The organism is Microcoleus sp. Pol11C2, from assembly GCF_036701505.1.
Lineage (GTDB): Bacteria > Cyanobacteriota > Cyanobacteriia > Cyanobacteriales > Microcoleaceae > Microcoleus.
Genome location: NZ_JAUBQX010000015.1, coordinates 12,587 through 38,622 on the forward strand (window position 1 = coordinate 12,587; position 26,036 = coordinate 38,622).

Here is a 26,036-nt window from a genome sequence, read left to right on the forward strand (position 1 = left end):
GAGCGATTGTTTCACCAAAGCGCTCGAAACTTCAAATATACTGGAACTGTTACCGAAACACACTTCAAACGGGCGATCGCTATATGGTACAAGCACCTCAAAAAACTATCACCCTCGACGAGTTTTTGCAACTCCCAGAAACAAAACCCGCTAGCGAATACATCAAAGGTGCGATCGTACAAAAACCTATGCCACAAGGAAAACACAGCAAACTACAAGGCAGACTCGTAACAGTCATCAACGACATCGCAGAGAAACCGCAAATTGCCCTAGCCCTACCAGAACTTCGCTGCACGTTTGGCGGACGTTCTATTGTCCCCGATGTCGCCATTTTTGTTTGGAATCGCATTCCCCTAGACGCTGAGGGCGAAATTGCCAATACATTTAATGCTCACCCAGACTGGACAATAGAAATATTGTCTCCAGCCCAAAGCCAAACCAAAGTCACAAACAATATTTTGCACTGTTTGAACGCCGGTTGTCAGATGGGTTGGTTGGTCGATCCGGATGAAAAAAACATTTTAGCCTATCCCGCAAGGCAGCAACCGATTTCATTGCAAGAACCAACCGATATACTTCCGATGCCCAAATTTATGCCGGAAATGCAGTTGACTTTAGGCGAAGTTTTTGGCTGGCTCAAACCAGGGAATATTTAAAACGTAAAACAAAAACGTAAAACGCGATCGCTTTTAGTGGCCCGACTTTTTAAAGAAGTCTGAGAGCTGCGTTGTTTTTTTTTTCAGGTATACTTAAATGTCTCTTGCGATTATTTAAATTCTACAAGTTCAAACCTTTTCCTGAACGTTCTCGCCCAACAAACCCCCAGGTCTAAAAGCCAAAATCACCACCAAAACCCCAAACACCCAAGCATTAGTCCAGCGACTCGACAAATACTGATCGCTCAAAGACGAAAGCAACCCAATCAAAACCCCTCCTAACATCGCCCCGACAATATTGCCAATTCCCCCCAAAACTGCCGCCGTAAAAGCCCTCAAACCTGCCGTAAACCCCATCGTAAACACAATAGTATTGTTGTACAGACCAACCAGAATCCCAGCCGAACCAGCCAAAGCTCCCCCAATCAAAAAAGTCAGAGCAATAATCTGATCCACATTAATTCCCATAATTTTAGCAGCATCGCGGCTTTGAGCCGTTGCCCGCATCGCCTTTCCCAGACGAGTGTATTGCACAAAGACATGAAGCAAAACCATCAATACAACCGCCACCACCAAAACAATTAAATCTTTTGTAGTAAATACAATACTCGTTTGAATTCCCAAAGCTTTGAAAATATCAACTCGCGGCAACAAATCGGGAAAGCTTTTCGGAGCAGCAGAATTAGAACCCATCACCGGAATAAAAGCTTTCAATCCTCCCCAAAACAGCCCCATATTTTGGAAAATAAAAGAAACTCCAATCGCCGAAATTAAAGGAGCCAAACGGGGAGCATTTCGCAAAGGCCGATAAGCGTACTTTTCCACAACAATATTCAGCCCAGCACAAAACACCGAACATACAATTAAAGCAACTAACATCACCGGTATAGCAATAGCCAAAGGTGCGCCATCTTGCATCCCAAAAGCCCCGAACACGGTTAGGGAAGCAAAAGCACCCAACATATACAAATCGCCATGAGCAAAATTGATTAACTCAATAATGCCATAAACCATAGTGTAACCCAAAGCAATAATTGCAATCAACGCGCCGTTGACAAGACCAACTAATAATTGTTGGATAAAAACTTCAGGACTGCTGACTATTTCTCCAAAGATTTTTGGCAAATCAAATCCTGCGATGGGACCTAAGAGCAAAACTATATAAACTACACCTAGATATAAGAGAATACTTTTCCAGTTCTTCATGTTTTTGAGTAATTGGGCATTGGGAATTGGGCATTGGGAATTGGGCATTGGGAATTGGGCATTGGGAATTGGAAAAGTTCAAGGATTTTTCTTCCTTCTTCCTTCTTCCTTCTTCCTTCTTCCTTCTTCCCTCTTCCTTCTTCCTTCTAATTAATTATTCCGTCTTGAGCGCATTCACGAACTCCCACTTGCCACCTTTAACAACATTTCCTGACATTGTAGTCAAGCTCGTGTCGCCGTTGGTGTCAAAACTCCAAGTGCCGAGTACCCCGTTAAAATCTTTAGTTGCCAAAACAGCTTCGCGGATAGCAGCGCGGTCATTTTTGCAAACTTTATTAATTGCGCCGATCGCAACTTTAGCAGCTTCATAGGCGTAAGCTGTATAAGCTTCCGGTTCAGCATTATATTTTGCCTTGTAACTTGTGTACCACTTGGCGCCGACACCAGTCAATTCTTGAGGAGGCAAGCCGCCAAAAGTAGCATAAACACCTTCGCCATCTTTGCCTGCTGCGTCAATTAAAGCTTGATCTTTAATGCCGTCGGGCCCCATGAACTTAACTGCATCAGGCGCCATCCCGACATTTCTCATGTCTTTAATTATTTGTCCGGTGTTGCTCTGAGTAGTGCCGCCGAAGTAAATCATGTCGGGATTTAAAGCTTTGATCTTATTCATTAACGCCTTGTAGTCGCTAGCTTTAATATCAATTCCCTCTCTTCCGAGGACTTGAATTCCCAACTTTTTAGCCGTTGCTTCAAAAACATCAGCGATGCCTTTGCCGTATAGTTCTTGGTCGTCGAGAATGTATACTTTTTGCACGCCTAAAGATTTCGCCCAGTTGCCAGCTACAGCCCCTTGAAGGTCGTCAGCGGGGACAACGCGGGTGAAATTGCGAGTGCCAGCGGGATAATAAACGTTGGGTTCTTTGGGTTCGCCTTTTCCTGGTTTAGTCAGTCCCGGATAAGTGTTAGCCGGACTGATCATCACGATGTTAGCTTGGTTGAGCACGGGAATGGAAAGTTTGGCGGCACCGGAGTTATAGTGACCGATGACGGCAACTACCGAACCGTCAGCGACGGCTTTGTTGGAGTTGGACGTTACTTGGGCCGGGTCCCATTTGCCGGCGGCGGCGGTGGCGTCATCGTAAACTTCGTATTCGATTTTGATTTTGCCGTCGCAAGCTTTGGAATCGGTTTCGGCTAGGGCTTGTTGGATGCCGTTGACCATTGTTTGAGATTGACCCAAGGCGCTGCCTGTCATCGGGAGCATGGAGACAATTTTGACAGTATTTGGGTCTCCGGGGCTGCTGACTGCGACGGGAGTGGCTGCGGGACTGGTTCCGGGGCTGCCTCCGGGAGTTGTGGCGGTGGGTGCTGGAGGATTTTGACAGCTAGCGCACAGAGAGGCTATTCCGGCAGCAAAAAGTAATTTCCGCAATCCTACGACGCCGAGATTGTGTGTTGAGTTGATTTTTGGGGGTGTGGCACTTTTGCTGCCTGACTTCTGGGAAAAGTTCATAGGTTGGTTCGTTTGTTGGTTGCGTTTTAGCATATTTCCACTCTCTAAGTCTGTAAGTCAAGAGTTAGCACAGATTTTCAACTTTTACGTGAACTCTTAAAGATACACCGCTGCAACAAGCTTCTTCTCTCGTTCCCGTGAACTTCCCGGGAAGGCGTACCAGGCCAGGAAACGAGGCAGAGCCTCGGTCAATGGGTTTCCAGGATCTTCGGGGGAACCAGTTAAAACCTGTTCAACCAGTTAAAAACTAAAAGGGAAAGGAAAATACAGATTTCCTTTCCCTTTCTCAAAGCTCCAGCGTCAAATCAGCTTGATTGCGAAATCAAAGACGAATCCTTTTTTTCTTTTGAGCGATCGACTGAAAAATCTTCATAGTACGATCGCTCAGTATTCACATCCCACAAATCGTGCTTTTCCCCGAGAATATTTCTCACAGCCAGCATCCCCGTCAGCATGGAATGGTCTTGGTTGTTGTATCGGTGCATACCGTTTCGCCCGATCGTCTGCAAATTCTCAAATCCCTTGAAAAAACCTTCAAGTACCTGCAAGTGTCCTCGATATTCCCCATCATAAACTGGATAAGCTTTAAGTTGCCGTATGACAACTCCATCTTCAACATCGGCAGTTGTTGCTAAACCCAAACCAACCAACTCGCGAGTTGCTAATTCAACAAGATCTGCGTCCGACATTTCCCAAATCTCGTCGCCTACGCTACAGAAATATTCCATTCCTAAACAACTTTTGTTGGCGTCGGGAACTAAAGCGGCGCTCCAATTCTTAAAGTTTTGAATTCGTCCAACTTTGACTTCGGGGGAGTGAATGTAAATCCAGTTGTCAGGAAACAAATCCTTGCGATTGACAATCAGTGATACAATTAAAAAATCTCGATATTTGAGCGAGCGCGCCGCGTGCAGCACCTCTTCTGGTGGCTGCGGTTTCAATCTTGCTACCAGTGCCGATATCGGCATACTCGTAATGAAATTATCCGCCGAATATTGAACTACTTCTCCGTTTTGCTCCGCAGTAATACTTTTAATCTTATTACCTTCACGCTCAAAGCTAATCACTTTAGTATCCAGATAAACTTTGCCGTCTTTATTCTCCACAGATTCCGCGAACTTTTCCCACATCATCCCCGGCCCCAAAGCCGGATAATCAAACTCTTTGATTAATGTTTTAGTGTCGTTGCTGCCAAACAAAGCATTAATAATTGCAGTCGTCAGCGACAATCCTTTAATGCGCTGCGCCGCCCAATCTGCTTGAATTTCCGAACAAGGAATGCCCCAAACTTTTTCAGTGTAAGTCTTAAAAAATGTTTTATACAAGCGCTCGCCAAAACGATTGATCACCCACTGTTCAAAAGTTTTTTCTTCCGTAAGTGGCCAAATTCTCACCTTCAGATAACTCAAAATAATCAGCGTACTCTCAATTATGCCCAAATTAAAAAGAGTATTGAAGGCACTAATCGGATAGTTAAAAAATTTGCCTCGATAAAAAATTCGCGATAATCGTGGCACTTTAATAAACTCATTTCCCAGCACCTCTTGCCACAACTGCTGCACGGCTTCAACTTTAGTATAAAAGCGGTGGCCGCCAATGTCGAAACGATAGCCTTTGTAGGTTTCGGTGCGAGCTATTCCCCCAACTTTATCACCTTTTTCTAGTACAACAGGGATGATGCCTTGCTTGACGAGCTCGTAGGCAGCAGTCAAGCCCGCAGGGCCTGCACCGACGATCGCAACAGGATAATGTTTCACTCAGCCTACCTCCAGCTTTTTTATCCAAACTATACAGTTATTTATAACTTGTCACAGTGATAGATGCACCCGTGAATACCCTGAGAAACGAGCGATCGACCTGATGTTTAAGCACAATTTGCCTTGATTTATTGAGCGGATACCGGCAAGCTAACTTTGCCAGTCACAGGCTTTTTTTGGTATAAATAGCGACCAGTGCCGATCGCGAATGCCAGTCCGCTGTAAAAGTAGAAAAGCCAGTGCCAAGGAATTGTTTTTAGGGCAAATAGGATACCGTGTTTACGGTAAAAAAATCGGTAAAGTGGTGCATTAATTGCTACCAGCGGTATTGCCAGCAAACCAGCCAGTAGCAGAAAGCTCAGCGACCAGCACGTTCCCAAAATTGCCAGTAGCACTGCATAAGTTAAAATCACGCTGATGCGGTTTGAAACTTGCAAGTTGAGGTCGTTATTCAATTTGCGATCGCGCCAAATCAGTTCTGTCCAAGGCAGTGCTCGGTAGAAAAAGTCAGCTTTCACCATACCCATAGGTTTCCACCGCTTTAAATGCTTAACCTGCAATGTTTTGCACAGCCGAATGTTATAGCCTGCTTGTTTCAAACGGTAGCCGAACTCAATATCTTCGATCGAAGCTTGGCGGTAACTCTCATTAAAGCCGCCCATCTGTAAAAAAATTTCCCGGCGAATCACTCCGCAAGCGCCCCAAAAAGTCGAAGCCTCTTCGTTACCTGTTTGGTGGACGTAGTGGTGCAGCAAGTTCCTGTACTGCGATAGAAAATCGGGATCTCCTGGAGCATCGTCGTAAGAGCCGATGAAAGCAGCTAAGTAGGGATTATTTTTGAACACCGAGATCGCATAGCCCACAGCTTCTGGACAAACAGCGACATCAGCATCCACAAAAAACAGAATATCTCCCTTTGCAGCTTGGGCACCCAAATTCCTTGCCCGCGCTGGCCCCCCGCATTCGGGAATCCTGATCACTTTGGCGCCGAATTCGTTGGCCAGACGCCAGGAACCGTCGCTTTCGCCATCTGCTACTACAATAATCTCGATCGGCCTGGGCACAGCTTGAGCCAGTTTTGACAAACAGGTGCGGAAGAAAGCGCCCCCGTTGTGGACTGGGATAATAACGGATACAGTGGGGTCGGCGGTAGAAATCATTACCTAAATTGTTTAAATTGCAGGGGCTAAAATTTGCTGGAATTTTATTGGTGCTACTTTACGAAGGGTAAAATCAGCTCTACTTTTTTATTTATAACTCGATTGCTGTTTGTCTTCAACTAGATTTTTTTCTGGTATTCTCGATTTGATTTTCCCCATTCTTACCTCTATTTTACGCCATATCTTGCTGAGACTGACCTGATGTAGACAACAGCTTTACAAAATCTTTAAATATATCATTGTTTGTGTAAACTTCGGAAAAAGCCCCAGCAGCAATTTGGTACGGCTGTGGTGCAATGCACAAGACTTTGATTTTATAAGTAGGCCCACCGTATAAAATCAAACATCGTTTATACGGGTACGCGGGAACTGTCAGGACTGGCCGGGTACAATTTCTTTTACAGATCTCATCCGCGAGTGACTCCTGCACCAAGTCTCGATCGCGACTGCGGACTCACTGCACATTTTATGACTTTTGGCAATATATTTAAAATATACGTCTTAAAATTTCCGACGCTGTACGATCAAGCTTTCGTAATTTGCTAACATACCCTTAGCTAGCTCCCTTTGAGCCAAAATTTTTACAGAAACAAGTTTTTATATTACATAAGCACCTCCCAAAACAATTTAAATTAGCTATTAGTTTCCATCATCATACCAGCTTTCAACGCTGACACTTTTATTGCTAGAACATTAAAATCTGTTTGATCTCAAACTTCTCAAAACATAGAAGTTTTAGTAGTTGACGACGGCTCTACAGATACAACTGCCGAAATTGTCAAATCTTTTGCTCAAAAAGATAGCCGAGTCAGCTTATTCCAACAGTCAAATGCCGGCGTCGCCGCTCGCAACCTAGCAATTGAAACATCAAAAGGCGAATATATTGCTCCCATCGATGCCGACGATATTTGGTATCCCCAAAACATAGAAAAACAAGTCGAATGCTTAATTAAATCAGAACAATCCGTAGGAGTTGTCTATTCCTGGTCACTTGATATCAACGAAAAAGACTTTCTCACAGGTGGATTTTACAACTCCACCATCGAAGGAGAAGTATACAAAGCTTTAGTTTATAAATATTTTATGGGTAATGCTAGCTCATCTCTGATATGCCGCATTTGTTTCGAGAGAGTCGGCGGTTACAATGGCCAATTGAAAGCCGAAAACGCCCAAGGCTGCGAATACTTGGAACTTTTTCTCCCCATCGCTGAGCATTATCAATTTAAAGTAGTGCCAGAATTTTTAGTTGGCTACCGACAGATTTCTAGCAGTAGGTCTTGCAACTATGCAGCAATGGCAAAATCTCACTCTCTAATTATGGCAGATGTCCGGGAGCGGCATCCTGAAATTCCTGCCAATATTTATCGCTAGTCTAGCAGCATTTTTTCTATATACAATTTATCCGTTAAAAGCAACCGTAACGCCAACCAGCGCAGTACATTATTCTGGCTATATCGAGCTTTTCGAGAAGATTCCTTGAGGACTCTTTTACGCCATAATTTGTACCTGTTTTCAATAGAAAGTATATTAAAAATAATAGTTCCACCACCAAGTGGCTCCGGGTTAGAGTTAAAAAAGCCTTAGACTCATCGAGTGAAGGGACGACACTTGCTAAGATTGAGACGCGAACGAAACTTCACAGAATTTTGCCGTCGCAGCTATACGAAAGAATGCGATTCAATAGTTTAGGAAATCGAAAATCTACATATACTCAACATTGAAAAACCCGGTTTTTTGAAGAAACCGGGTTTTTGAAGAAGCTAGAGGGCGTTTAATTCTGCCTTGTTGATCGATCAAGAATCAGGAATGAGGGTTAAATAAAAGAATTTTAATTTTCCATTCTTTCTTCTTCCTTCTTCCTTATCCCTTTTACTTAATCTCTCTAAGCGTGAGAAGCTGTAGCCGTTTGAGCTTTTGGTTGCTGGCCGTCTGGCGCAAGGGATTCCCCTTCAATAAATGAGCGCAACATCCAAGCCATTTGCTCGTGCTGTTCCATCAAACCAGTCAAAAAGTCTGCGGTTCCGTCATCCTTAAACTCTTCCCCGCACTGTTCGACGTGTTGGCGGAGATTGCGAATAATCAGTTCGTGGTCGTCAACTAAACGCGATACCATTTCCGTAGCCAAAGGCAAATCGCCGATATGTTCTTTAATCGAGCCATACTTCAGAAAACCCTCAGCAGTACCAATTGGATAGCCACCTAAAGTTCTCACCCGTTCAGCCATAGCATCGATATTTAGTGTTAACGCCTGATAGTGTTCTTCCCACAACTGGTGGAGCGATCTAAACTGTGGACCAACTACGTCCCAGTGATACTTTTTGGTTTTAATTAACAGTAGATAAGCATCTGCCAGGTCGTGATTCAAGAGTTCGATAACGCCTGCACGCTGCTCGTCAGATAGACCTATGTTTAACTTACGCATTGAAAATTGTTCCTTACAACTCTAACTTTACATTTATTAGAACAAATTTCGCCTGCCACTTACATCAACCCAGAGGACGATCGAAGACGATCGCACTTTAGTAAAATATCTGCTTTTCAGGTTAAAGTGATTGCAATATTGATACCCTTAGATAGATGCAATGAAACTTATTGTTCCGGAGTACCTTTGATTGGCGAACACAGCAATTGCCCGCAGGTGAACCCCCGCTCAATCCCGCTATAGAAAAAGGCTGCATTCTGATTGCCAGTAAAAATTAAGGAATTTATAAGGAATTTATGCCGAAATTAACCAACCTCCAACACACTTAATTGTGCGGGCTGCTTTCAATGACGGGATAAGAGATTTGCAATTAAATATAACCGCATTTATCCTAGAAAGCTAGGAAACAGATTGTCTGACAGGAGCGGTGCTGACCTCTGTGATTGGGATGCTAGAAATGATATTGAGTCAAACCGTTAAATCGACGTTCCAGGATGCTACCAAGAAACAGACGCGCGATCGCCGTCTAAACTTTATGGCAAAAGTGGCGGAAGACCCAGATCAAATACAGCCGTGAAACCCTTGGCCCCATCTAGTAGACCGAAAGAGAGAACCTGTTTGCTCGCTTCACCTTCAGGAAGACTTGCGCGGCTGTGACCACCACAGCACTAAGCCGAACGTATCAACGGCAGTGTAGCGTTTTGGGCCGCCATGAAGGCTTTGTCAAACCCGACACTTGAACCATCGTTATGGCCACTGGTTAAACCTGGTTCTTAACGGAGGGCGCCTCCAGGACAGATAAAAAAACCAGTCCTCTGTGTTTGCGCGAAGGAGGAGATAGAGGGCATTGCAGTTTGTCCTATGTGGGGAATACGGGGTAAAGTAGCGGTAGGAAAGATTTATCCATACTTTTACTAACTGTGCTACTTTCATTGTTAGCTGTAAACCATCATGCGGGAAATCTGCCAGAGCGTGGAAACCATATTTCAACTGCTGTTAGACGAACTTAAAAAGTCCACTCGCGCGTCTGAGCAGAACTGCCAAGATGTAGCAGGGCGACTCGCAGCAGAAGTCCACAGGATATGCACTGAAAGCCAGCGGATTCAAGCCTCCGGAGATATAGAAGGTTCAGCCCAGAGCCTCGCTCAGCACCGCTTGCAACAATGCCTCCACTATTACAATTTAGGCTCCGGGCCCGGGCGAGTAGAATTGCACAGTACCCTCAGCGCGATCGTCTATCGCTACATCACCCCTCCGCAGGTGCAGTCTAGCTATCAGGCGCGAGTAGAACTGATCAAAGATTTTTTGCAAGGATTTTATCTCGAAGCTTTAAAGGCATTCCGGCGCGAAACCCAACTGCCACCCACCTACAGTCCCCGCACTCGCTTAGAACTAGCAGAGTACATGGCCTTTGTAGAGCGCTTCGGCAAGCGGCGCATTCCTTTACCTCGGAACCGCAGCCAGCAACTAATTATTTTACGGGCCCAAACGTTTTCCCAGCAGCAGCCCAAAGAAACCTCCGTAGATATGGAACAAGCCGCCGACGGAGGGGCTTCTGATTCCGACCAAACTTGGAATGACACCTCGGTGCACTCAGTGCGGGAAGCGATGGCCGGACAGGGTTCGGCGGCAATTCGTCCGCTAGGCGACGAGTCAGAATCTCTGCGGCAAAACGTGATTGACGAATTAGTGGGTTACTTGAAAGAGCGCAACCAACAAGACTGCGCCGATTACTTCGTGCTGCGCTTGCAAGACTTGCCGACTAATGAAATAGAGTCGCTTCTGGGCATAACTCCCCGCCAAAGAGATTATTTGCAGCAGCGCTTCAAGTACCATTTGCTCAGGTTCGCCATGTCGCACCGCTGGGAACTCGTTCACCAGTGGCTGGAAGCAGACTTAGATCGAAATTTGGGTTTGCTGCCTTCTCAGTGGCAGGCTTTTGGCGAGCAAATTGGTCCAGAGGGACAGCGTTTGCTAAAGTTGAAACAACAGGGTCTGTCAGAGTCAGCGATCGCCCAAACCCTGGGCAGCACGGTAGCCCAGGTACAGAAGCGGTGGTTTAAATTGCTGGAACTTGCGTGGGAATTGCGAAATCGTTCAGATTCCGGAGAAGGGGCATCTAGTGATGAATAACGAAACGAACAGGGATGCAGAGGCTTTCGATCGCCATTTTTTAGACTGGATATTGCAGGCGCCGATCGCGAATACCTCTAACGAAGATGAGGAAAACCTCAATCCATCCCCTCGCTCAGAAGAGTGGGGCGACACAGACGACAATTCCGGGGTGGAATACTGGGAATGGGACGAACCAGACCCGCTGGACTATCAAGTGGGGGCGCACAGCAATGCACCCGCACAACCGCTGACAATTGGAGAAATACCGACCGTGCAAGACCGTTTTCAGACCTTGTTAAAAGAAAGGCTTAGAGCCGAAATTGAATCTAACCCGCCGCTGTTCCCCTGGGAAACAGAATTCAAAAGCTACGACCACGATTATCCAGACGATGTAGCCCCGCAATGGGTTCCCCCCCTACACCTCTGGACTCCCCAACTACAAAATATCAGGTGGGGCCGCCTGCCAATTCCGATTGCCCAAGGGGTTTTTGCTCAACTGCTAGAACCTTGTCAGGAACTGGTAATGTCGTCGCTGCGGCAAGGCTCAAAGTTAGTTCGCGCTGTAGATGGCTTATTTCCGGGCCAGTCTCAGGAACTCAACGAATTAGCTGGTTTAGTGCTCCGAGGTTCTTTGCGGGGACTTCTAGATTTAGAAGATTTCCCGAATTACGAAGCAGCGAGTACCGATCAACAAATGGTGCTGTCGCTGTTGGCCGCCAAGGAAATCATTGAGTCTCTAACTTTGGATTGTCCTGTGAATCAGCCGCCGGTTTCGCGGGAGTGGCTGACTGGTTTGGGTTCGCTGACTCTGGAGGCTCAATACCTGTCGAACCGCAACAGAGAACAGCCAATGCCGTGTTTAAGAGTTGAGTGCCAATTTCCCGGGGCAGGAAGTTTGGAACTCAAGGGAGGAGATGCCGAAGCAACTGCACATCGTCCGAATTCCGGGCATTTAAGTGTGGAGTTGTTTGACCCACAACCTAACAAGACTTATGCCCTAGAAGTTAGATTCCAAAACTTCGAGACCAGACCTTTGATGTTTGCTATTCGTCCAATTGGGGCAGGACAAGATAGCAATTAGAAAGGTCTATTTAGAGTAAATAATTTAGGTGTTTTACTCTCTGGTTTGACCTCACACAAAAACAGATGCAATCCCTCGACTTCGGTCGTGGAAAGCGAAAAAAATTAGATCTTAGTTCAAGCCCCCAGATTCATCGGTGGAGTAAATCTAAAATCTAAAATCTACAATCTACTGCTCGTTGACTTGGATGGGTGCATATGACAACTGATAACCTGCGAAATATACCTGTTTTGGGTAAGCTGTGGGAGCAGATTGAGGCCATGCCTCCGCCGGTGATTGAGGATTCTTTACTGCTGCGAATCCTAGTTCAGTTGTTGGTAATTGTGGGAATTGTGGCTACTGACGTTGCTGCTGAAGAACCCCTGAACCTGTGGGCTGTGCCTGTTAGTATTGTGGGAGCAACTTGGAGTTGGTACCGCCGCCGCGATCGCAATGTAGCTGCTAAGTTCTGCATAGCTATTGGAATGCTGGTGGCGCTGTTCGCTTTTTTTAGCCGCTTGGTGGGAGAATTAAATGATACGCGGTTAGTTTTGGCGCAACTGTTAATCCAACTTCAAGTGCTGCACAGTTTCGATTTGCCTCGCCGCAAGGATTTAGGCTATTCGATGGTAATCGGGCTAATTTTGTTAGGGGTAGCAGCGACTCTCAGCCAAACCTTGACTTTTGCGCCGCTATTGTTGGTGTTTTTGGCTTTAGCGCTTCCGACTTTGGTTTTGGATTATCGATCGCGTTTGGGATTTGTGAAGCCAGAAGCCATTGGCGACAAAGCACAAGGTAAAGGGAAAAATGAAAGCCGGTCGCTATTTGCTGCTACTTTATCCCCAAAGTATTTTGGTTGGCTGCTGCTGATAACTGTCGGGTTGGGGCTGACTATTTTTGCGTTTTTGCCGCGCCTCCCTGGGTATCAGTTGCGGACTTTTCCGGTGAGTGCTCCTATTGAATATCAGGGGGAGTTTGACTCGCGCAGCATTCTGAATCCAGGGTATGTCAGAGGGGGAAATGAAAAAGGGACTGGCGGAGGAAGGGGGAGAAACCCAGACAAAGGGCCAGGAGAGGTGGACTCTACTTTTTATTACGGTTTCAACCAGCGCATAAATCAAAATTTGCGGGGCGAAATGAAACCCCAAGTGGTGATGCGGGTGCGATCGCAGGCTGCGGGTTTTTGGCGGGTGTTGGGATTCGACAAATACACCGGTCAGGGTTGGGAAATTTCTCGCAACGAACAAGCTCAAAAGGTGAATAGACCTCGCTGGTCTTATCAATTTTATCTGAATCCTTTTCCCAATGCGCCTCGCACTCAAGAGGTGATTCAAAGTTATACTATCGTTGCTCAGTTGCCGAATTTGATTCCGGCTTTAAACAAGCCGAGGGAACTGTATTTTCCGACGACAGAGGTGGCGGTTGATGCCGAGGGGGGTTTGCGATCGCCTTTGGAATTAGCGGAGGGTGTGACTTATACGGTGATTTCAAATGTGCCTTTTCGCGATAGAGCTTTGTTAGGAAAAACTGGTACTAATTACCCGAAAAATATTCGCAAGTTCTATTTGGATGTGCCGCCTAAAATTACCCAGAAGGTGCGAGAAAAAACTGAAGAAATATTGGCGGCAAGAACTAGAGTATCTCAGTCGGACAGACCGATCGATTCTCCTTACGAAAAAGCTTTGTACTTAGCTCAATATTTAAAGCAAAATCCGAATTACAAAATAGAAAAAGCTTTGCCTTACTTAGAAGAAGGTGAAGATTTAGTCGAGGCTTTTCTGTTTGGCTATAAAAACACCCAGGACGGCAAAAAAGTTACAGGTGGATATCCAGACCACTTTTCGACCGTACTGACAATTATGCTGAGGTCGATCGGGATTCCGGCGCGACTGGCGGGGGGTTTCAATACGGGGGAATTTAACCCGTTTACGGGTTACTATGTTGTGAAAAATACCGATGCTTTCTTGATGACGGAGGTATATTTTCCCAATAACGGCTGGTTTGGTTTTAATCCGATTCCCGGTTATCCGCTGATTCCGGCTTCGGTAGAAGACAACCAGACTTTTAGTGCGATCGAATCGTTTTGGAAGTGGATCGCGGGTTGGCTACCGACTCCTCTCAGAAGCGGGCTGGATTCAGTCATAGGTTTTGTAATTGGCTGGATAACTTTGATTGTGGGCTGGTTTCTGGGACAGTTTGCTAAGGGTTGGGTGGGGTTATTTACTGGCTTGATTGCGGCGATCGCCTTTGGCTTTATTGGCTGGTTAATTTGGCAACTGTGGCGCAAGTGGCGCCACCGCCGCTGGCTGGCGAAGTTGCCGCCTGTGGAGGGGGTTTATCAGGAAATGTTGAAGGATTTGGCGAGTAGGGGTTTTGCCAAGCAGAAAGCTCAAACGCCTTTGGAGTATGCTGAGGCTATGCGGGGCAATCATGCAACTGATGAAGCTGAGGTAATTGATGAAGTTTCGCAAGCTTACGTGCGGTGGAAGTATGGCGGCGAAGCGGGTAATTTGAAGCAGTTGCGGCAGTTGGTGGAAAATTTGAGGCGATCGCACTTGAAGAAACTCAAAAAGTTAAGATAGAAATCGGCGATGGAAAGAGACTGTTGGCGAATTAAAAAAGGGTGAAGCCAAACATCCCATAATCATGCAAAAAAACTATGATGAGCCAGAGGGAAAAAGAGCAAAAAAACTAGAGACACGGCTCAAGCCAATCGGAATGTTACGCCAAAACGCCCACATTCTTGAAATATTCATAGCTGCAGCAGTCAGAATATGTTGTAGACGAGTTTTGGAAAGACCCATGTAATATCAAATCCGGCTGCGCCGGAATGATATCAAATCCTTGCTTCATTCGTCGGGCGTAAAGTCGAATCCCGAGACCAACAAATAATTCGCGCAGTTTTCATTTTTTTGACTCACAGTCAACAGTCAACAATTACAGACGGTGCAACCGGAATGGATATAATACCCATCTATTGTGAAATTTATCCGGCTTTAAAAACTTTAGGAATTCTTAAAGTTTTTATTTAATCTGCTTAAAGGGGGTTAAGTTTTAAAATTATAAGAAAGTTTTTTTAGTTATTTAGTAATGCACAAAATCCACCTTTTTGTCAAATTAATTTAGATGCGTTTACCCTGTACCTGCACGCAGGCAAAAAATCCGGTTTCTGCGTGAATATCTCAAGAGATTATCCACGATTTTTCCTAGAAACCGGGTTGTTTAGGTTGATTGTGCGTAAGTCTGGTTAAGCAAACTTAATTTTCAAATAATCATCCTCCATCTTTGCCCCTGAAGGTTGCAGCGCTGCTAAAGCTTGCGGTAACACCAAATTACGGCGGTGATTCCCAATCCGAACATTCAACTCATCTCCCGTTTTGCTCAACTGGATCTGATCCTTAGCAATTCCGGGCAAATACAGCTCAAGACTATATTGATTGTTTTCCTGCACAATCTTAATCGTATTTTCTTTGTAATAAACTTGACTGGGATCTTCGTCTTTGTAAAGGGTTTCTTTCAACCGTTCCAAAGCTGCCAAACCGCACATTTCTTCTGAATAAAGTGGCACTTCCTTAACTGGCAGGGGCATAAAATCTGAGTGAATTTCCTGACGGTACTGCTCCTGGCTTTCTTTCCACCGTTTAAAAAATGGGTCAGTTACTTCGGCTGGAATAATCCGGTTAGCCACTACTAAATCTGTGGCTACATTGTACAAACTCAAATAGGCATGAGCGCGCAGAGACTCTTTAATTACCATTTTTTCTGGATTGGTAACTAACCTTACCGAAGTCACAGTATTGTCAGTTAAAACCTTTTCCAAAGCTTCGATTTGTTCGTAAAATTCGTAAGGTGCATCCATCACCTCTTTGTCGGGTAAAGAAAAGCCCGCAATTGGTCTAAAAATAGGTTCAACTAAAGGTCTAAGGGCGGCTGATATGCCTTGCAGCGGCTTGTAAAATTTTCTCATGTACCAGCCGCCAACTTCCGGTAAACTTAGCAGTCTCAATGCTGTGCCAGTCGGAGCAGAATCGATAATTAAAACATCAAATTCACCTTCGTCGTAATGCCGCTTCATCCGCACTAAACCGAAGATTTCATCCATTCCGGGCAAGATGGCTAATTCTTCAGCTTGCACCCCTTCGAGTCCCTGCGCTCGCAAGACTTGAGTAATGTAGCGCTTAACTGCTCCCCAATTGCCTTCTAATTCCCTGAGAGCGTCTAATTCTGCTCCCCACAAATTCGGTTTCACCAGCCGCGAATCGTGTCCCAGTTCCATGTCAAAGCTGTCGGCTAAGGAGTGAGCGGGATCTGTACTCAGCACTAGGGTTTTGTATCCCAATTCGGCACATCGCAGCCCCGTCGCAGCGGCTACGGAGGTTTTGCCGACGCCGCCTTTTCCAGTCATTAATATTAAGCGCATTGATTGTTTAGCTCGCCTGAAAGTAATTTACTCCTATATTGTAACGTTATGTAACAAAAATTAATTTTGTGGGGGAATTAATTTGGGCGATCGCCCACCGCTGAACCCAGCACCTTTCCCGTGCTCCAGGAAATTGCTGCAATGTCAAGATCAGTTAAAATTACTTATCTCAGATATCAATTGCAACAAATAAAAATCCATCAGCGTTCATCTGTGTTTATCTGCTAACATCTGCGGTTAAAAAAGGGATATCGCTCTTAAAACAATATTTTTTATTGCTAAAAAACCTAATAAAAATTCTCAAACATTAGTTTTCCGAGGAAATACAAGCTGTTTGAGAACATCCAACCGCGAACAGTCCCAGTAATCGATGTGAGAAACAATTAAACCGTCGCTGTTGACTTTCAGTTCGCTCCTACCGGCGATCGCCATTTTCGGTTTCCAAGGTAGCGGTGCTATCCAGCTCAGAGTCCAGCGAGTGTCTATAGTATCTCCCGACTGAGAAATTCCGTACAAATCGAGATTTACATCCTGAAAAAAAGTGCCTATAAACCCGATCATTTTGCGGTAGCGCTCAACTCCTGTAAATCGGTTCACCGGATCTTCAAAATAAACATCTTTTGCATAGATGCTGTAAGTCTGATTATCGGGAAATCTTTGATAATCGTCTTTGATAATTTCAATAATGTCCATTTCGAGCGATCGTTATTCTTCTATTATTAGAATATAATTTTAACACAATAGATATACTATCGGAATTTTTATCCAAATTGTGATATTATATCAGGTTATTTCCTACATTGCAAACTTTCAACTTAACATCACAACTATGATTGACCTCTACACTTTTACCACCCCGAACGGTCGCAAAGTCTCGATCATGCTCGAAGAAATAGGTTTACCCTACAACGTGCACGTCATCGACATCACAAAAAACGACCAATTTAGCCCAGAGTTCATCGCCATCAACCCCAACAGCAAAATTCCGGCGATAGTCGATCGAGATAACGGCATCACCGTCTTCGAGTCTGGCGCTATTCTGATCTATCTTGCCGAAAAAAGTGGCAGATTTCTGCCCACCGACAAACAAAAATACTTTCAAGTTATGCAGTGGCTGATGTTTCAAATGGCCAGCGTCGGCCCGATGTTTGGTCAGCTCAACCACTTCAAACGCTTTGCACCCGAACAAATTCCCTATGCGATTGGGCGCTACGAAAAAGAAACCTTGCGGCTCTACGGAGTATTAGACACTCAACTAGCAAAATACGAATACATTTGCGGCGACTATTCGATCGCAGACATTGCTACCTATCCGTGGGTTGCTATTTACGAATTTCAAGGATTAACCCTCGACAACCACCCCCACCTCAAACGTTGGGTAGAAACAGTGCAGAAGCGTCCCGCCGTTGAGCGTGGCATGGCAGTTGGCGTAAGTCCTAACTGAGAATTAAACTTGACGAGCGGTCACAAGGTATTTGACTGTTGCTCAAAATCCGGTTTGACACTGCCATGACTTGCTAACCATTGATAAACTTGCAGCATCTGCTGAGCTTTAACATCCCAGGAATAGTGATTCATGGCATAATTGTGGGCTGCAATGCCCATGCGTGCAACACGAGCGCGATCGGCGACAAGCTGTTCGAGTTCTGCGGTAAAATTTTTTACCAGTGTGTCAAAATTACCCATAGGAACTTTAATCCCCCGATCGGGCTCTACCAGCGCACCTGGTCCGCCGTAGTCAACTACAACACAAGCCATACCGCAGGCCATTGCCTCAACTACAACGCCAGCCCCCAGTTCGCGAATCGAGGGAAAAGCAAAAATCTCAGCTTGGCGCATCAATTCTCCCACTTCAGGTTGGGTTTTTTGACCTAAAAGTTTAACGCAGTTGCCTAAATTTTGTTCTGCGATTAATTGTTCTAGTCTAGGACGTTCGGGTCCGTCGCCAACTATCGCTAATTTATGCTGCTGCAAAATCGAACTGTTAGCGAAAGCGCGAATAACAACTTCTGGCAATTTATAGGGAACTAGCCTCCCGGCAAACAGTACAGTCACTTGTTCGCTGCTAGAGCGTTCGGGCAGCTTAAACAATTCGGGATCGATGCCAACTTCGGCATAATTAATTGTCTTCGATCTCGCTGAAGCTGGCAAATCTACGATCGTGTGATCGAATGCCGCCAGAATTCCTGCTGAACGTTCATAAGTAGAGCGGTAAAAAGGCATTAACCTGTAAGCATTTCGCACATAGCTCAACCACTCGCGTTCCCGCTTCAACTCTGTTGTGAAAGCTTTCGGCCAAGGCAGCCCGCCGTTGAGAGGCCCTAGCAAAAAAGGAATAGGACTCCAAGCTGCCATAGGACTTGGCTGCGTGGGCGACATCGGGGTAACCCGGTGAACGACATCGAAATCCCCGCTTTGCAACTCTTGCTTGTAGCGCTGCCATACTTCCCACTCAAAGGCGAGATAGCTGAAATAACCCAGCGCTGTCCTAATAGTCCAGGATTTTTCTGAGCCACCGGTTAGTAAATTAGCTAGATTTTGAATGGGAGCAGCAACATTTTCTGTATCTATATAAACTACTTTAGCGTTACCCATCCCGACTTTATCAATATTTGGTTTATTCCTAATTTGGGTAACAACCGTAGCATCAACATAATTGCTTATCGCTCGCGCAAATTTATATCCAACTACCGGTAAAGAAGGCCACTCAGGATTGCAAACATCCGCCAGAATCAAAACCCGCATCGTATCAGTTTTCTCTCTATTTTCCATAAAAACTCCAGTATCTCTACAAGTTGTCATAATTCGGGATATAGGTTTAGGAGAAATTCCCTGGGGTTGCCTCCTTGCTTCCCTACCCTAACTAATTGTTCGCGACTGAGTGATAATTGCTCTGGGACTCAAGAACTTTATAACACCGCTCTCCCTATCTTGGCAAGTGTACCAATACATAGAAGATCGCGGTGTTGTTTTAAAGCTACTGCTGATTCAGGATGGGAATGATTTTGTGACCTGCTTCCAGCACTCAATTGTTTGCGCACCGAGGAACTCAATCCGCGAAATGCTTAATAATCGCCTCCGCAAACTCCGAACACTTCAACTCAGGCACCGGCGGCTCCATCAACCTCGCCAAATCGTAAGTAACTTCACCGTTAGAAATTGCCGCTCCCAAACCCTTCTTAATCAAGTCTGCTGCTTCCTGCCATCCCATGTATTCTAACATCATCACCCCGGACAAAATCAGGGAACCGGGATTGACTTTATCCAAACCAGCGTGTTTCGGTGCAGTGCCGTGAGTAGCCTCAAAAACTGCACATTCATCACCAATATTCGCACCAGGGCCCATACCCAATCCACCCACAATGGCAGCGGCCGCATCGGATAAATAATCCCCGTTCAGATTCATTGTCGCCAAAATCGAATACTCGGCCGGTCGTGTTTGAATTTGTTGGAAAATACTGTCAGCAATTCGGTCGTTGACCATGATTTTTTCTTTCCACTGGCCACTGCCGTGACTGTCCCAAATTGCAAACAAAACGTCGGCTACTTCTTGACGAATTTTGGCTTGTTTTTCTGGAGTCAAAGCATCGTATCCGGGGTCTATTTGGCGAGCATTATCTTCTAAGCTAATGTCGGGATTTTTTTCTTTGTTGCCCAGAATCCAAGACTCTCTTTCCGTTACGCACTGTTCGCGAAATTCGGTGGTTGCTAATTCATAACCCCAATCTCGGAAAGCTCCTTCGGTATATTTCATGATGTTGCCTTTGTGCACCAAAGTCACTTGCTGCTTGTCTTTCGGCAACCGCAAAGCGTGTGTAATGGCGCGCCGTACTAAACGCTGAGAACCTGTTTTGCTAATGGGTTTAATTCCGATTCCAGAATCGATGCGAATTTGTTTTTTGCCATGTTCTGGTGTTGCTGGAATTAACTCATTATTGAGGAATTCAATCAATTTTTTGCCGATTTCGCTGCCTTTAGCCCATTCAATTCCGAGGTAAATATCTTCTGTATTTTCCCGGTAAATAATTACATCTAGGAGTTCAGGAGTTTTGTGTAGCGATGGTGTTCCAGCATAATATTTGCAGGGTCGCACGCAGGCGTAAAGGTCGAAGATTTGCCGCAAAGCTACGTTTAGCGATCGAATGCCACCCCCGATTGGGGTTGTCAGTGGCCCTTTGATGGCGACTCCGTATTCTTTGATGGCGTTTAAGGAATCCTGGGGCAGATATTGGTAAGTACCGTAGACATCGCAGGCTTCGTCGCCTACATAGATTTTAAACCAGTTGATTTTTCGATCGCCACCGTAAGCCTTTTCTACCGCAGCATCCATCACTTTCTGGGATGCAGGCCACAAGTCAACGCCGGTACCGTCGCCGCGAATGAAGGGAATAATCGGGTCATTGGGGACGATCGGCGAACCGTCTTTGAAAGTAATTTTAGAACCTGTTGTTGGGGCTACAATCTTTTCGTACATATCTTAACAGTGCGGATAGGAATGTTCCCTATTTTGCCACGATTGTCTGCCTAAACCTCAACCAATCCTAAATATTTGTATAAATTTAAGTGGGATTTTTGGGCGCTGGGCTGCCCGTCACTGTGACTTTTGGGCGATTACCCATTTAAAAGCTAATTTAAAAAAGTAGCAAAGATAGCAGAAGTTTCTATCAAATCTCCCTCTCTATCTTTCAGCGCTACGGTTGGGAAGATGCTGGAAACAGGTCAGTGGATTTTAGATTTTAGATTTTAGATTTTTAGATTTACTCCCCCGATGAATCTTGGAGGTTGAACCTTAGTCTAAAATTTTGGGCGGATCACGACTCTTGTCAGAAACTTGTATGGGTTTTTGGGCGGGTCAAAATGGTGATTGTAGCCGCTGATGAACGCAAATAAACGCAGATTATTTTCACAAATTTTGCATTTATTTGCGATATTTTTCCTTCTGCATATTCTTTTTGACAACCCACAATATAAACCAAATGACAATAATCACCACAACTATTTTGGAAAGAGGGCCCAGATAATCATCTACAAGTGTATAATTTTCCCCTAGTTTATATCCTGCAAAAGTCAGGAAACTTACCCATAAAAGAGTGCCACCTGTTGAGTATAGTAAAAAAGGAATTAAAGGCATATTATTGATGCCAGCGGGCAGGGAAATCAGGGTGCGAACTCCCGGTACGAGGCGACACAAAAACACGGCTTTGTTGCCGTGTCTGTTAAACCATCTATTTGCTTTGTCAATATCGGCGCCCGATACTGTGATCCACTTGCCGTATTTGTCGGCTAAATTCCTCAAGCGTTCTTCGCTCAATAGTTTACCCGCATAGTACCAGGGAAGCGCGCCCAGAATTGTACCAATTACTCCTGCTGCGATCGCCGGTGCTAACTGCATATCATCACCCTTTGATGCCGTGAATCCTGCCAGCGGCATAATCAATTCTGAGGGTATGGGCGGAAAAAGATTTTCTAAAAACATCAACAGCCCTATTCCCAGATAGCCCATCGACTGCATTGTGTTAGTTATCCATTCAACCATTTTGATTCACTAGGTAATATGTAGTTTGTAATCTTCTTGTTGCTTTTGTTGCTTGTATTTTTGCTCGTTTTTGCTCATTAAAGGCAGAGCCTATTAACGCATATAAGCGAGGCTCTGCCTCGACTCCGAATACGGGAGGCAGAGCCTTGCTGCATTCATTCCCAGGAAGAGCCTGGGAACGATAAACGATGATTAAGTCCCCGAAGTCCAAGAGTTTGTGTACTCAATTTGTTCGGCAGTCAAGGTATCAATGTGAATACCCATTGCTTCCAATTTGAGACGGGCAATTTCTTTGTCAACTTCCACGGGAATTGAGTGAATACCAGGCTCTAGTTTGCCTTTGTTCGTAACTAGATATTCGCAGGCTAAAGCTTGGTTAGCAAAGCTCATATCCATCACGGCGCTGGGGTGTCCTTCGGCGGCTGCCAAGTTGATCAAACGACCTTCGCCCAACACAATAATCGACTTGCCATTATTGAGGTGATATTCTTGAGTGAAAGACCGGACTGTTTTCACGTCGGTGCTTTTTGCGCCGAGGGATTTGAGGTCAATTTCAATGTCGAAGTGACCGGAATTGCAAACAATTGCGCCGTCTTTCATTGTCTCGAAATGTTCGGCACGAATGACGTGTTTGTTGCCCGTAACGGTAATGAATATATCTCCGACTGTTGCTGCTTCGTCCATCGGCATGACGCGGAAACCGTCCATCACTGCTTCGATCGCCCGAATCGGATCGATTTCGGTGACAATTACGTTAGCACCCATACCGCGGGCGCGCAGTGCCGTGCCTTTGCCGCACCAACCGTAACCTGCAACCACAATATTTTTACCGGCTAACAAAATATTGGTAGCGCGGATAATGCCGTCTAGGGTAGATTGACCGGTGCCGTAGCGGTTGTCAAAGAAGTGCTTGGTGTCGGCGTCGTTGACGTTCATTGCGGGGAAAGTCAGCACGCCGTCTTTCAACATGGCCCGCAGGCGCACGATGCCTGTGGTAGTTTCTTCGGTAGTTCCGATTAAGTCGGAAATTTGGTTCGGGCGGTGCTGGATCAGTGCGGCTACCACGTCGCTGCCGTCGTCGATGATAATATTGGGGCGGTGGTCTAGGGCTGTGTAGACGTGACGTTCGTAGGTAGCCGCGTCTTCTCCTTTGAGGGCGAAGACGGAAATGCCGTAGTCTTCAACTAAGCAAGCTGCTACGTCATCTTGAGTGCTCAAGGGGTTGCTGGCGATCAGTACGGCGTCGCCACCGCCGAGTTTGATGGCGATCGCCAAATGAGCGGTTTCTGTGGTTACGTGGCAGCAAGCAGCCAAGCGAATGCCAGCGAAAGGCTTTTCTTTAGCGAAGCGTTCTTGAATTTGCCGCAAAACGGGCATTTCCCGGCCGGCCCACTCGATGCGTTGCTTTCCCAAGGGGGCGAGGGACAAGTCTTTGACTTCGTGTTTAATCTTGACGGATGTAGCAACCATGTATGTTATTTCTCAGAAATCATCAAACTTTGTTAGTTTTAGCAGATTAAGTCATCGGCGGGCAAGTGCTGTGATTTTACTCGATCGGGGTCGGCGCTGCTAATCTTAAATTTTGATTGTGTTTTAATGATTAGCGAACGAGTCGATGGAGTCACCCGCACAGTGAGAGTCAAATATTCCTGTCCGGCGATGGATCTCAATCTTTTGTGTTAGCGTGGCATTCTTTAATTATTTGACACTCTCACTTGGGCTGCTGGCAGTTTGAGCGCCTGCGTGATTGCGTTCCCAGCTTGGCGACCTGCACATATCATCAGTTGGTTAGGACTTGGTTCCGTAGGGATTAGTTTCCCATTCCAAGACATCTTCAAATACTTTTTAGCGGAAATATTCTTGCTGTGGCACGAACCGTTTCAATTGGGCGATCGGATAATTGTAGAAGGCTTTGAAGGTAATGTTGAAAAGATTTGGCTGCGTTCAACTAAACTTATTAGTGATCGGGGAGAACGAGTTATCGTGCCGAAGGTGATCGTATTTACCAATTCAGTGCGGATACTAAAAACTATTCCACACAGGCGAACCAACCTGCGTTTAATTTTATCCTACGATACCGACCTTCCTGAGCAATTGAAACCTTGGTTAAAGCTATTTCCGTCAAAGGCGTTTTGTCCCAAACAACTTGAGAAGTGGATAGTTCAGGCATTAACCAAGGTTCTTTCGATCTTATTCTCCGCTATTGGACGCTGCAGGAACAATCACAAGTGCGACGGACAAAAGCCCTGGTTGTGGGGGCGATTAAAGTAGCGTGTGTCCGGGCAGACCAAATTCGGGGCGTTGCACAATTTGAGGATGATTCTTGTGGGGAGTAGGGGTTAGGCGTCCCGCCTGCTGTGAAAATACACGCCTTCGGGCTCATGGGCCCATCCCACAAAACAATCAAAATCATCTCGTTATTATGCAACGCCAAATTCTTCAACTGGGATCGGTGACTTTGGACGATCGAACACTTTACCGTAAGTGAGTTTTGAATTTTGAATTGGGAGAGGGAGACAGTGGGAGAGGGCGAGAGTGGGATAGTCGGAGAGTCGGAAAAATCCTGTGTTTCCGGTCGGCCTTCTTCACTCTTAACTTTTGCCCTCCACACCCATGCGTTAAATCCGTTAAATCTCGTACGCTGCTGCGTGGCCGAACTTCCCTTTGATATCAAATCCGCGCTTCATCGTGGGGCGTAAAATCGAGTCAACATCCAACACTCAACCATCATTGAGTTTGGCTACCCCGAGTCAACAATCATGAAGAGTGCAACCAGAATTGATATGACTTCTCCCTGCTGACTTTTAAAATCAAGCAAAAGGCGAGCCCATTTCTGATTAGCACGCCTCCTAATTGAATTTTATTTTGTCAAACGTAATTGAGGAAATTGTCCCCGTTGAAAAATATCATGAAGTAGTCTTGCTAGCGCGGCGACGGCGCGCTGCAACCAAGCCACCCAAACCGAGAGCCAAACCAGTCATTGTCATCGGTTCGGGAACTGCTTCTGCGCTCACTGTGAAATCTTGGAAGTCTGAGTCGTTCCCGCCACCGCGATCATCGAAGCCAATTAGCGTGCCTCCGTTAAACAGAGAATCGAATCCGTTTGTGAATTTTCCGGCTGCTTGGAAGGCGTTCGTGGTTTCTCTGTCGAGCTCGTTCCACAATTGCGATTGCGCGCCAAACACGGCTTGCTGGCTGCCCTTGCTGTTCAAAGCTGAGGTCGAGTAGACACTGCCGTTGGTGCCGCTGTTGAGTCCCAAAGTATAAATTTGATTAGCCATGAATGTGAATACTACCGATCCAGAACCCAAGACTGTATTGCCCAGAGTTCCTTTCCATTCGTTCTCCCAGTCGTCGTCTGAGGATTTAGTTTCCGAAAACAGGGTTTGAACTAGAGTGCGCGCCGAGTCCTTCACGTTGTAGATTCCCAAAGAGGAAGTATACCCACCGTGAGATTCTTTGAAGTTAAACTTTACGCTTGTATCTTGGCTGAATGTGATGCCGTTGGCACCAAAGGAGGCGGCTTGAGCTGGAGCTCCGGCGCCAAACAGAGCTGTGGCGGCGGCGGTAGCTGTTAGGGCGGATAAGAGTTTGGTATTCATTACCTGTTCCTTTTGTGCGGTGGTCTTAATATTTTCATTATGCGATACTTTGTTTGTATTTGGGGGACTTTAGGTAAAGTTTGACATATTCTTTATCAAGCCTTTACATATCCTTCATAAATGGTGTCGATCGCATGTGCAGGCGGGCGATCGCTCCCTCATAATACCCACTAAATAATTATAAATATTGTGGCTTGAAACCTTGCAGTAGCGGGCATGGGAGTACGGGTCAGCCAAAGTGATGGGGATGGGGCTTATGCTAATTTTTTATTATATTCTCAAGTCTAAATCCTCAATAGCAAACACTTAAGTATAAATACGGTAATATTCGTAGGTAGTGACAGTTCCAGAAGTTTTCTATTAGCCAGAAACTGGCAATATTTGTTTTTTGGGGCTTGTGTAGGGGAGTTAAAGTAGTTTATCTATCGGGTAAATTACCTACAAAATGCGATCTTTGGGTCTACGTATTTTGGTTGAATTGAATAGATACCGTGGCGTGAGATATCCCAAAGATGCGATCGAGGAGATGCAATTTCTGCAGAGTTAAGTGGTAAAAGACCGGATTGGCCCTCAACAAAGATTGTAT

At 45.6% G+C, this 26,036-nt stretch carries 20 protein-coding genes; 8 read left to right on the forward strand and 12 right to left on the reverse strand.

What is annotated here, in order from left to right; translation table 11 throughout:
* The first annotated feature begins 83 nt into the window (after nucleotides 1-83).
* Nucleotides 84-656: a Uma2 family endonuclease gene (locus QUA42_RS11330; RefSeq protein WP_333137379.1), complete on the forward strand. Its 573-nt coding sequence runs from the start codon at nucleotides 84-86 to the stop codon at nucleotides 654-656.
* Nucleotides 657-785: 129 nt separating this feature from the next.
* Here the strand turns inward: QUA42_RS11330 and QUA42_RS11335 are convergent, their stop codons facing one another.
* The 4 genes from QUA42_RS11335 to QUA42_RS11350 form a co-directional block, all read right to left on the reverse strand.
* Nucleotides 786-1,910: a branched-chain amino acid ABC transporter permease gene (locus QUA42_RS11335; RefSeq protein ID WP_333137380.1), complete on the reverse strand. Its 1,125-nt coding sequence runs from the start codon at nucleotides 1,908-1,910 to the stop codon at nucleotides 786-788.
* 106 nt (nucleotides 1,911-2,016) lie between these two features.
* The gene (locus QUA42_RS11340; RefSeq protein ID WP_333137381.1) at nucleotides 2,017-3,411 is read right to left on the reverse strand and encodes a branched-chain amino acid ABC transporter substrate-binding protein; all 1,395 of its coding nucleotides are present in this window, start codon (nucleotides 3,409-3,411) and stop codon (nucleotides 2,017-2,019) included.
* Between the two features lie 272 nt (nucleotides 3,412-3,683).
* On the reverse strand, nucleotides 3,684-5,135 hold the full coding sequence (locus QUA42_RS11345; protein ID WP_333137382.1) for an NAD(P)/FAD-dependent oxidoreductase: 1,452 nt from the start codon (nucleotides 5,133-5,135) through the stop codon (nucleotides 3,684-3,686).
* Nucleotides 5,136-5,263: 128 nt separating this feature from the next.
* Nucleotides 5,264-6,295 carry a glycosyltransferase family 2 protein gene (locus QUA42_RS11350; protein WP_333064086.1) on the reverse strand — a complete coding sequence of 344 codons (1,032 nt, stop codon included), beginning with the start codon at nucleotides 6,293-6,295 and terminating at the stop codon, nucleotides 5,264-5,266.
* Nucleotides 6,296-7,021: 726 nt separating this feature from the next.
* Between QUA42_RS11350 and QUA42_RS11355 the strand changes: the two genes are divergently transcribed.
* Nucleotides 7,022-7,666 (forward strand): glycosyltransferase family A protein, encoded by a 645-nt coding sequence (locus QUA42_RS11355; RefSeq protein WP_333137438.1) that lies wholly within the window; start codon nucleotides 7,022-7,024, stop codon nucleotides 7,664-7,666.
* A 511-nt stretch (nucleotides 7,667-8,177) separates the two neighbouring features.
* On the opposite strand, the gene QUA42_RS11360 is transcribed toward QUA42_RS11355, so the two are convergent.
* Entirely contained in the window at nucleotides 8,178-8,717 is a 540-nt protein-coding gene (locus QUA42_RS11360; protein ID WP_333124837.1) for a Dps family protein, read from the reverse strand.
* A 448-nt stretch (nucleotides 8,718-9,165) separates the two neighbouring features.
* Between QUA42_RS11360 and QUA42_RS11365 the strand changes: the two genes are divergently transcribed.
* The 4 genes from QUA42_RS11365 (at nucleotide 9,166) to QUA42_RS11380 (ending at nucleotide 14,474) form a co-directional block, all read left to right on the forward strand.
* Nucleotides 9,166-9,294: a hypothetical protein gene (locus QUA42_RS11365; RefSeq protein ID WP_333137383.1), complete on the forward strand. Its 129-nt coding sequence runs from the start codon at nucleotides 9,166-9,168 to the stop codon at nucleotides 9,292-9,294.
* Between the two features lie 374 nt (nucleotides 9,295-9,668).
* Entirely contained in the window at nucleotides 9,669-10,850 is a 1,182-nt protein-coding gene (hetZ, locus tag QUA42_RS11370; RefSeq protein ID WP_333137384.1) for a heterocyst differentiation protein HetZ, read from the forward strand.
* Nucleotides 10,843-11,913 carry a hypothetical protein gene (locus tag QUA42_RS11375; protein ID WP_333137385.1) on the forward strand — a complete coding sequence of 357 codons (1,071 nt, stop codon included), beginning with the start codon at nucleotides 10,843-10,845 and terminating at the stop codon, nucleotides 11,911-11,913. The genes hetZ and QUA42_RS11375 overlap by 8 nt, the downstream gene beginning before the upstream one ends.
* Before the next feature lie 197 nt (nucleotides 11,914-12,110).
* Complete coding sequence (locus QUA42_RS11380; protein ID WP_333137386.1) at nucleotides 12,111-14,474, forward strand: transglutaminaseTgpA domain-containing protein; 2,364 nt, start codon at nucleotides 12,111-12,113, stop codon at nucleotides 14,472-14,474.
* Nucleotides 14,475-15,139: 665 nt separating this feature from the next.
* Here the strand turns inward: QUA42_RS11380 and QUA42_RS11385 are convergent.
* Together QUA42_RS11385 and QUA42_RS11390 are read right to left on the reverse strand one after the other, a co-directional pair.
* Complete coding sequence (locus QUA42_RS11385; RefSeq protein WP_172188640.1) at nucleotides 15,140-16,312, reverse strand: TRC40/GET3/ArsA family transport-energizing ATPase; 1,173 nt, start codon at nucleotides 16,310-16,312, stop codon at nucleotides 15,140-15,142.
* Nucleotides 16,313-16,612: 300 nt separating this feature from the next.
* Complete coding sequence (locus QUA42_RS11390; protein WP_333137387.1) at nucleotides 16,613-17,005, reverse strand: DUF2358 domain-containing protein; 393 nt, start codon at nucleotides 17,003-17,005, stop codon at nucleotides 16,613-16,615.
* A gap of 136 nt (nucleotides 17,006-17,141) precedes the next feature.
* Here QUA42_RS11390 and QUA42_RS11395 point away from each other — a divergent pair, with 136 nt between their 5' ends.
* Nucleotides 17,142-17,756, forward strand: coding sequence for a glutathione S-transferase N-terminal domain-containing protein (locus tag QUA42_RS11395; protein ID WP_333137388.1), 615 nt, complete (start codon nucleotides 17,142-17,144; stop codon nucleotides 17,754-17,756).
* 20 nt (nucleotides 17,757-17,776) lie between these two features.
* Here QUA42_RS11395 and QUA42_RS11400 read toward each other — a convergent pair whose 3' ends face one another.
* From QUA42_RS11400 to ahcY, 4 genes are all read right to left on the reverse strand, one after another.
* Entirely contained in the window at nucleotides 17,777-19,084 is a 1,308-nt protein-coding gene (locus QUA42_RS11400; protein ID WP_333137389.1) for a glycosyltransferase family 4 protein, read from the reverse strand.
* A gap of 277 nt (nucleotides 19,085-19,361) precedes the next feature.
* Nucleotides 19,362-20,786, reverse strand: coding sequence for an NADP-dependent isocitrate dehydrogenase (locus tag QUA42_RS11405; RefSeq protein WP_333137390.1), 1,425 nt, complete (start codon nucleotides 20,784-20,786; stop codon nucleotides 19,362-19,364).
* A 444-nt stretch (nucleotides 20,787-21,230) separates the two neighbouring features.
* Nucleotides 21,231-21,848, reverse strand: a complete 618-nt coding sequence (locus QUA42_RS11410) for a DedA family protein (RefSeq protein WP_333063603.1) — start codon at nucleotides 21,846-21,848, stop codon at nucleotides 21,231-21,233.
* Between the two features lie 192 nt (nucleotides 21,849-22,040).
* The gene (gene ahcY / locus QUA42_RS11415; protein WP_333047387.1) at nucleotides 22,041-23,318 is read right to left on the reverse strand and encodes an adenosylhomocysteinase; all 1,278 of its coding nucleotides are present in this window, start codon (nucleotides 23,316-23,318) and stop codon (nucleotides 22,041-22,043) included.
* A 273-nt stretch (nucleotides 23,319-23,591) separates the two neighbouring features.
* On the opposite strand from ahcY, the gene QUA42_RS11420 reads away from it, so the two are divergent.
* The gene (locus QUA42_RS11420) at nucleotides 23,592-24,119 is read left to right on the forward strand and encodes a mechanosensitive ion channel domain-containing protein (RefSeq protein ID WP_333137391.1); all 528 of its coding nucleotides are present in this window, start codon (nucleotides 23,592-23,594) and stop codon (nucleotides 24,117-24,119) included.
* Between the two features lie 635 nt (nucleotides 24,120-24,754).
* Here the strand turns inward: QUA42_RS11420 and QUA42_RS11425 are convergent.
* The gene (locus QUA42_RS11425) at nucleotides 24,755-25,450 is read right to left on the reverse strand and encodes a PEP-CTERM sorting domain-containing protein (protein WP_333137392.1); all 696 of its coding nucleotides are present in this window, start codon (nucleotides 25,448-25,450) and stop codon (nucleotides 24,755-24,757) included.
* Nucleotides 25,451-26,036: the final 586 nt, after the last annotated feature.

What these genes read in the sequence shown, in the direction of transcription:
- QUA42_RS11380 (WP_333137386.1), top strand. Translation starts at nt 12,111, where the DNA reads ATGACAACTGATAACCTGCGAAATATACCTGTTTTGGGTAAGCTGTGG.
- hetZ (WP_333137384.1), top strand. Translation starts at nt 9,669, where the DNA reads ATGCGGGAAATCTGCCAGAGCGTGGAAACCATATTTCAACTGCTGTTA.
- QUA42_RS11340 (WP_333137381.1), bottom strand. Translation starts at nt 3,411, where the DNA reads ATGCTAAAACGCAACCAACAAACGAACCAACCTATGAACTTTTCCCAG.
- QUA42_RS11375 (WP_333137385.1), top strand. Translation starts at nt 10,843, where the DNA reads ATGAATAACGAAACGAACAGGGATGCAGAGGCTTTCGATCGCCATTTT.
- QUA42_RS11410 (WP_333063603.1), bottom strand. Translation starts at nt 21,848, where the DNA reads ATGGTTGAATGGATAACTAACACAATGCAGTCGATGGGCTATCTGGGA.
- QUA42_RS11405 (WP_333137390.1), bottom strand. Translation starts at nt 20,786, where the DNA reads ATGTACGAAAAGATTGTAGCCCCAACAACAGGTTCTAAAATTACTTTC.
- QUA42_RS11390 (WP_333137387.1), bottom strand. Translation starts at nt 17,005, where the DNA reads ATGGACATTATTGAAATTATCAAAGACGATTATCAAAGATTTCCCGAT.
- QUA42_RS11330 (WP_333137379.1), top strand. Translation starts at nt 84, where the DNA reads ATGGTACAAGCACCTCAAAAAACTATCACCCTCGACGAGTTTTTGCAA.
- QUA42_RS11365 (WP_333137383.1), top strand. Translation starts at nt 9,166, where the DNA reads ATGCTAGAAATGATATTGAGTCAAACCGTTAAATCGACGTTCCAGGAT.
- QUA42_RS11335 (WP_333137380.1), bottom strand. Translation starts at nt 1,910, where the DNA reads ATGCCCAATTCCCAATGCCCAATTCCCAATGCCCAATTACTCAAAAAC.
- QUA42_RS11395 (WP_333137388.1), top strand. Translation starts at nt 17,142, where the DNA reads ATGATTGACCTCTACACTTTTACCACCCCGAACGGTCGCAAAGTCTCG.
- QUA42_RS11360 (WP_333124837.1), bottom strand. Translation starts at nt 8,717, where the DNA reads ATGCGTAAGTTAAACATAGGTCTATCTGACGAGCAGCGTGCAGGCGTT.
- QUA42_RS11425 (WP_333137392.1), bottom strand. Translation starts at nt 25,450, where the DNA reads ATGAATACCAAACTCTTATCCGCCCTAACAGCTACCGCCGCCGCCACA.
- QUA42_RS11350 (WP_333064086.1), bottom strand. Translation starts at nt 6,295, where the DNA reads ATGATTTCTACCGCCGACCCCACTGTATCCGTTATTATCCCAGTCCAC.
- QUA42_RS11400 (WP_333137389.1), bottom strand. Translation starts at nt 19,084, where the DNA reads ATGGAAAATAGAGAGAAAACTGATACGATGCGGGTTTTGATTCTGGCG.
- QUA42_RS11385 (WP_172188640.1), bottom strand. Translation starts at nt 16,312, where the DNA reads ATGCGCTTAATATTAATGACTGGAAAAGGCGGCGTCGGCAAAACCTCC.
- ahcY (WP_333047387.1), bottom strand. Translation starts at nt 23,318, where the DNA reads ATGGTTGCTACATCCGTCAAGATTAAACACGAAGTCAAAGACTTGTCC.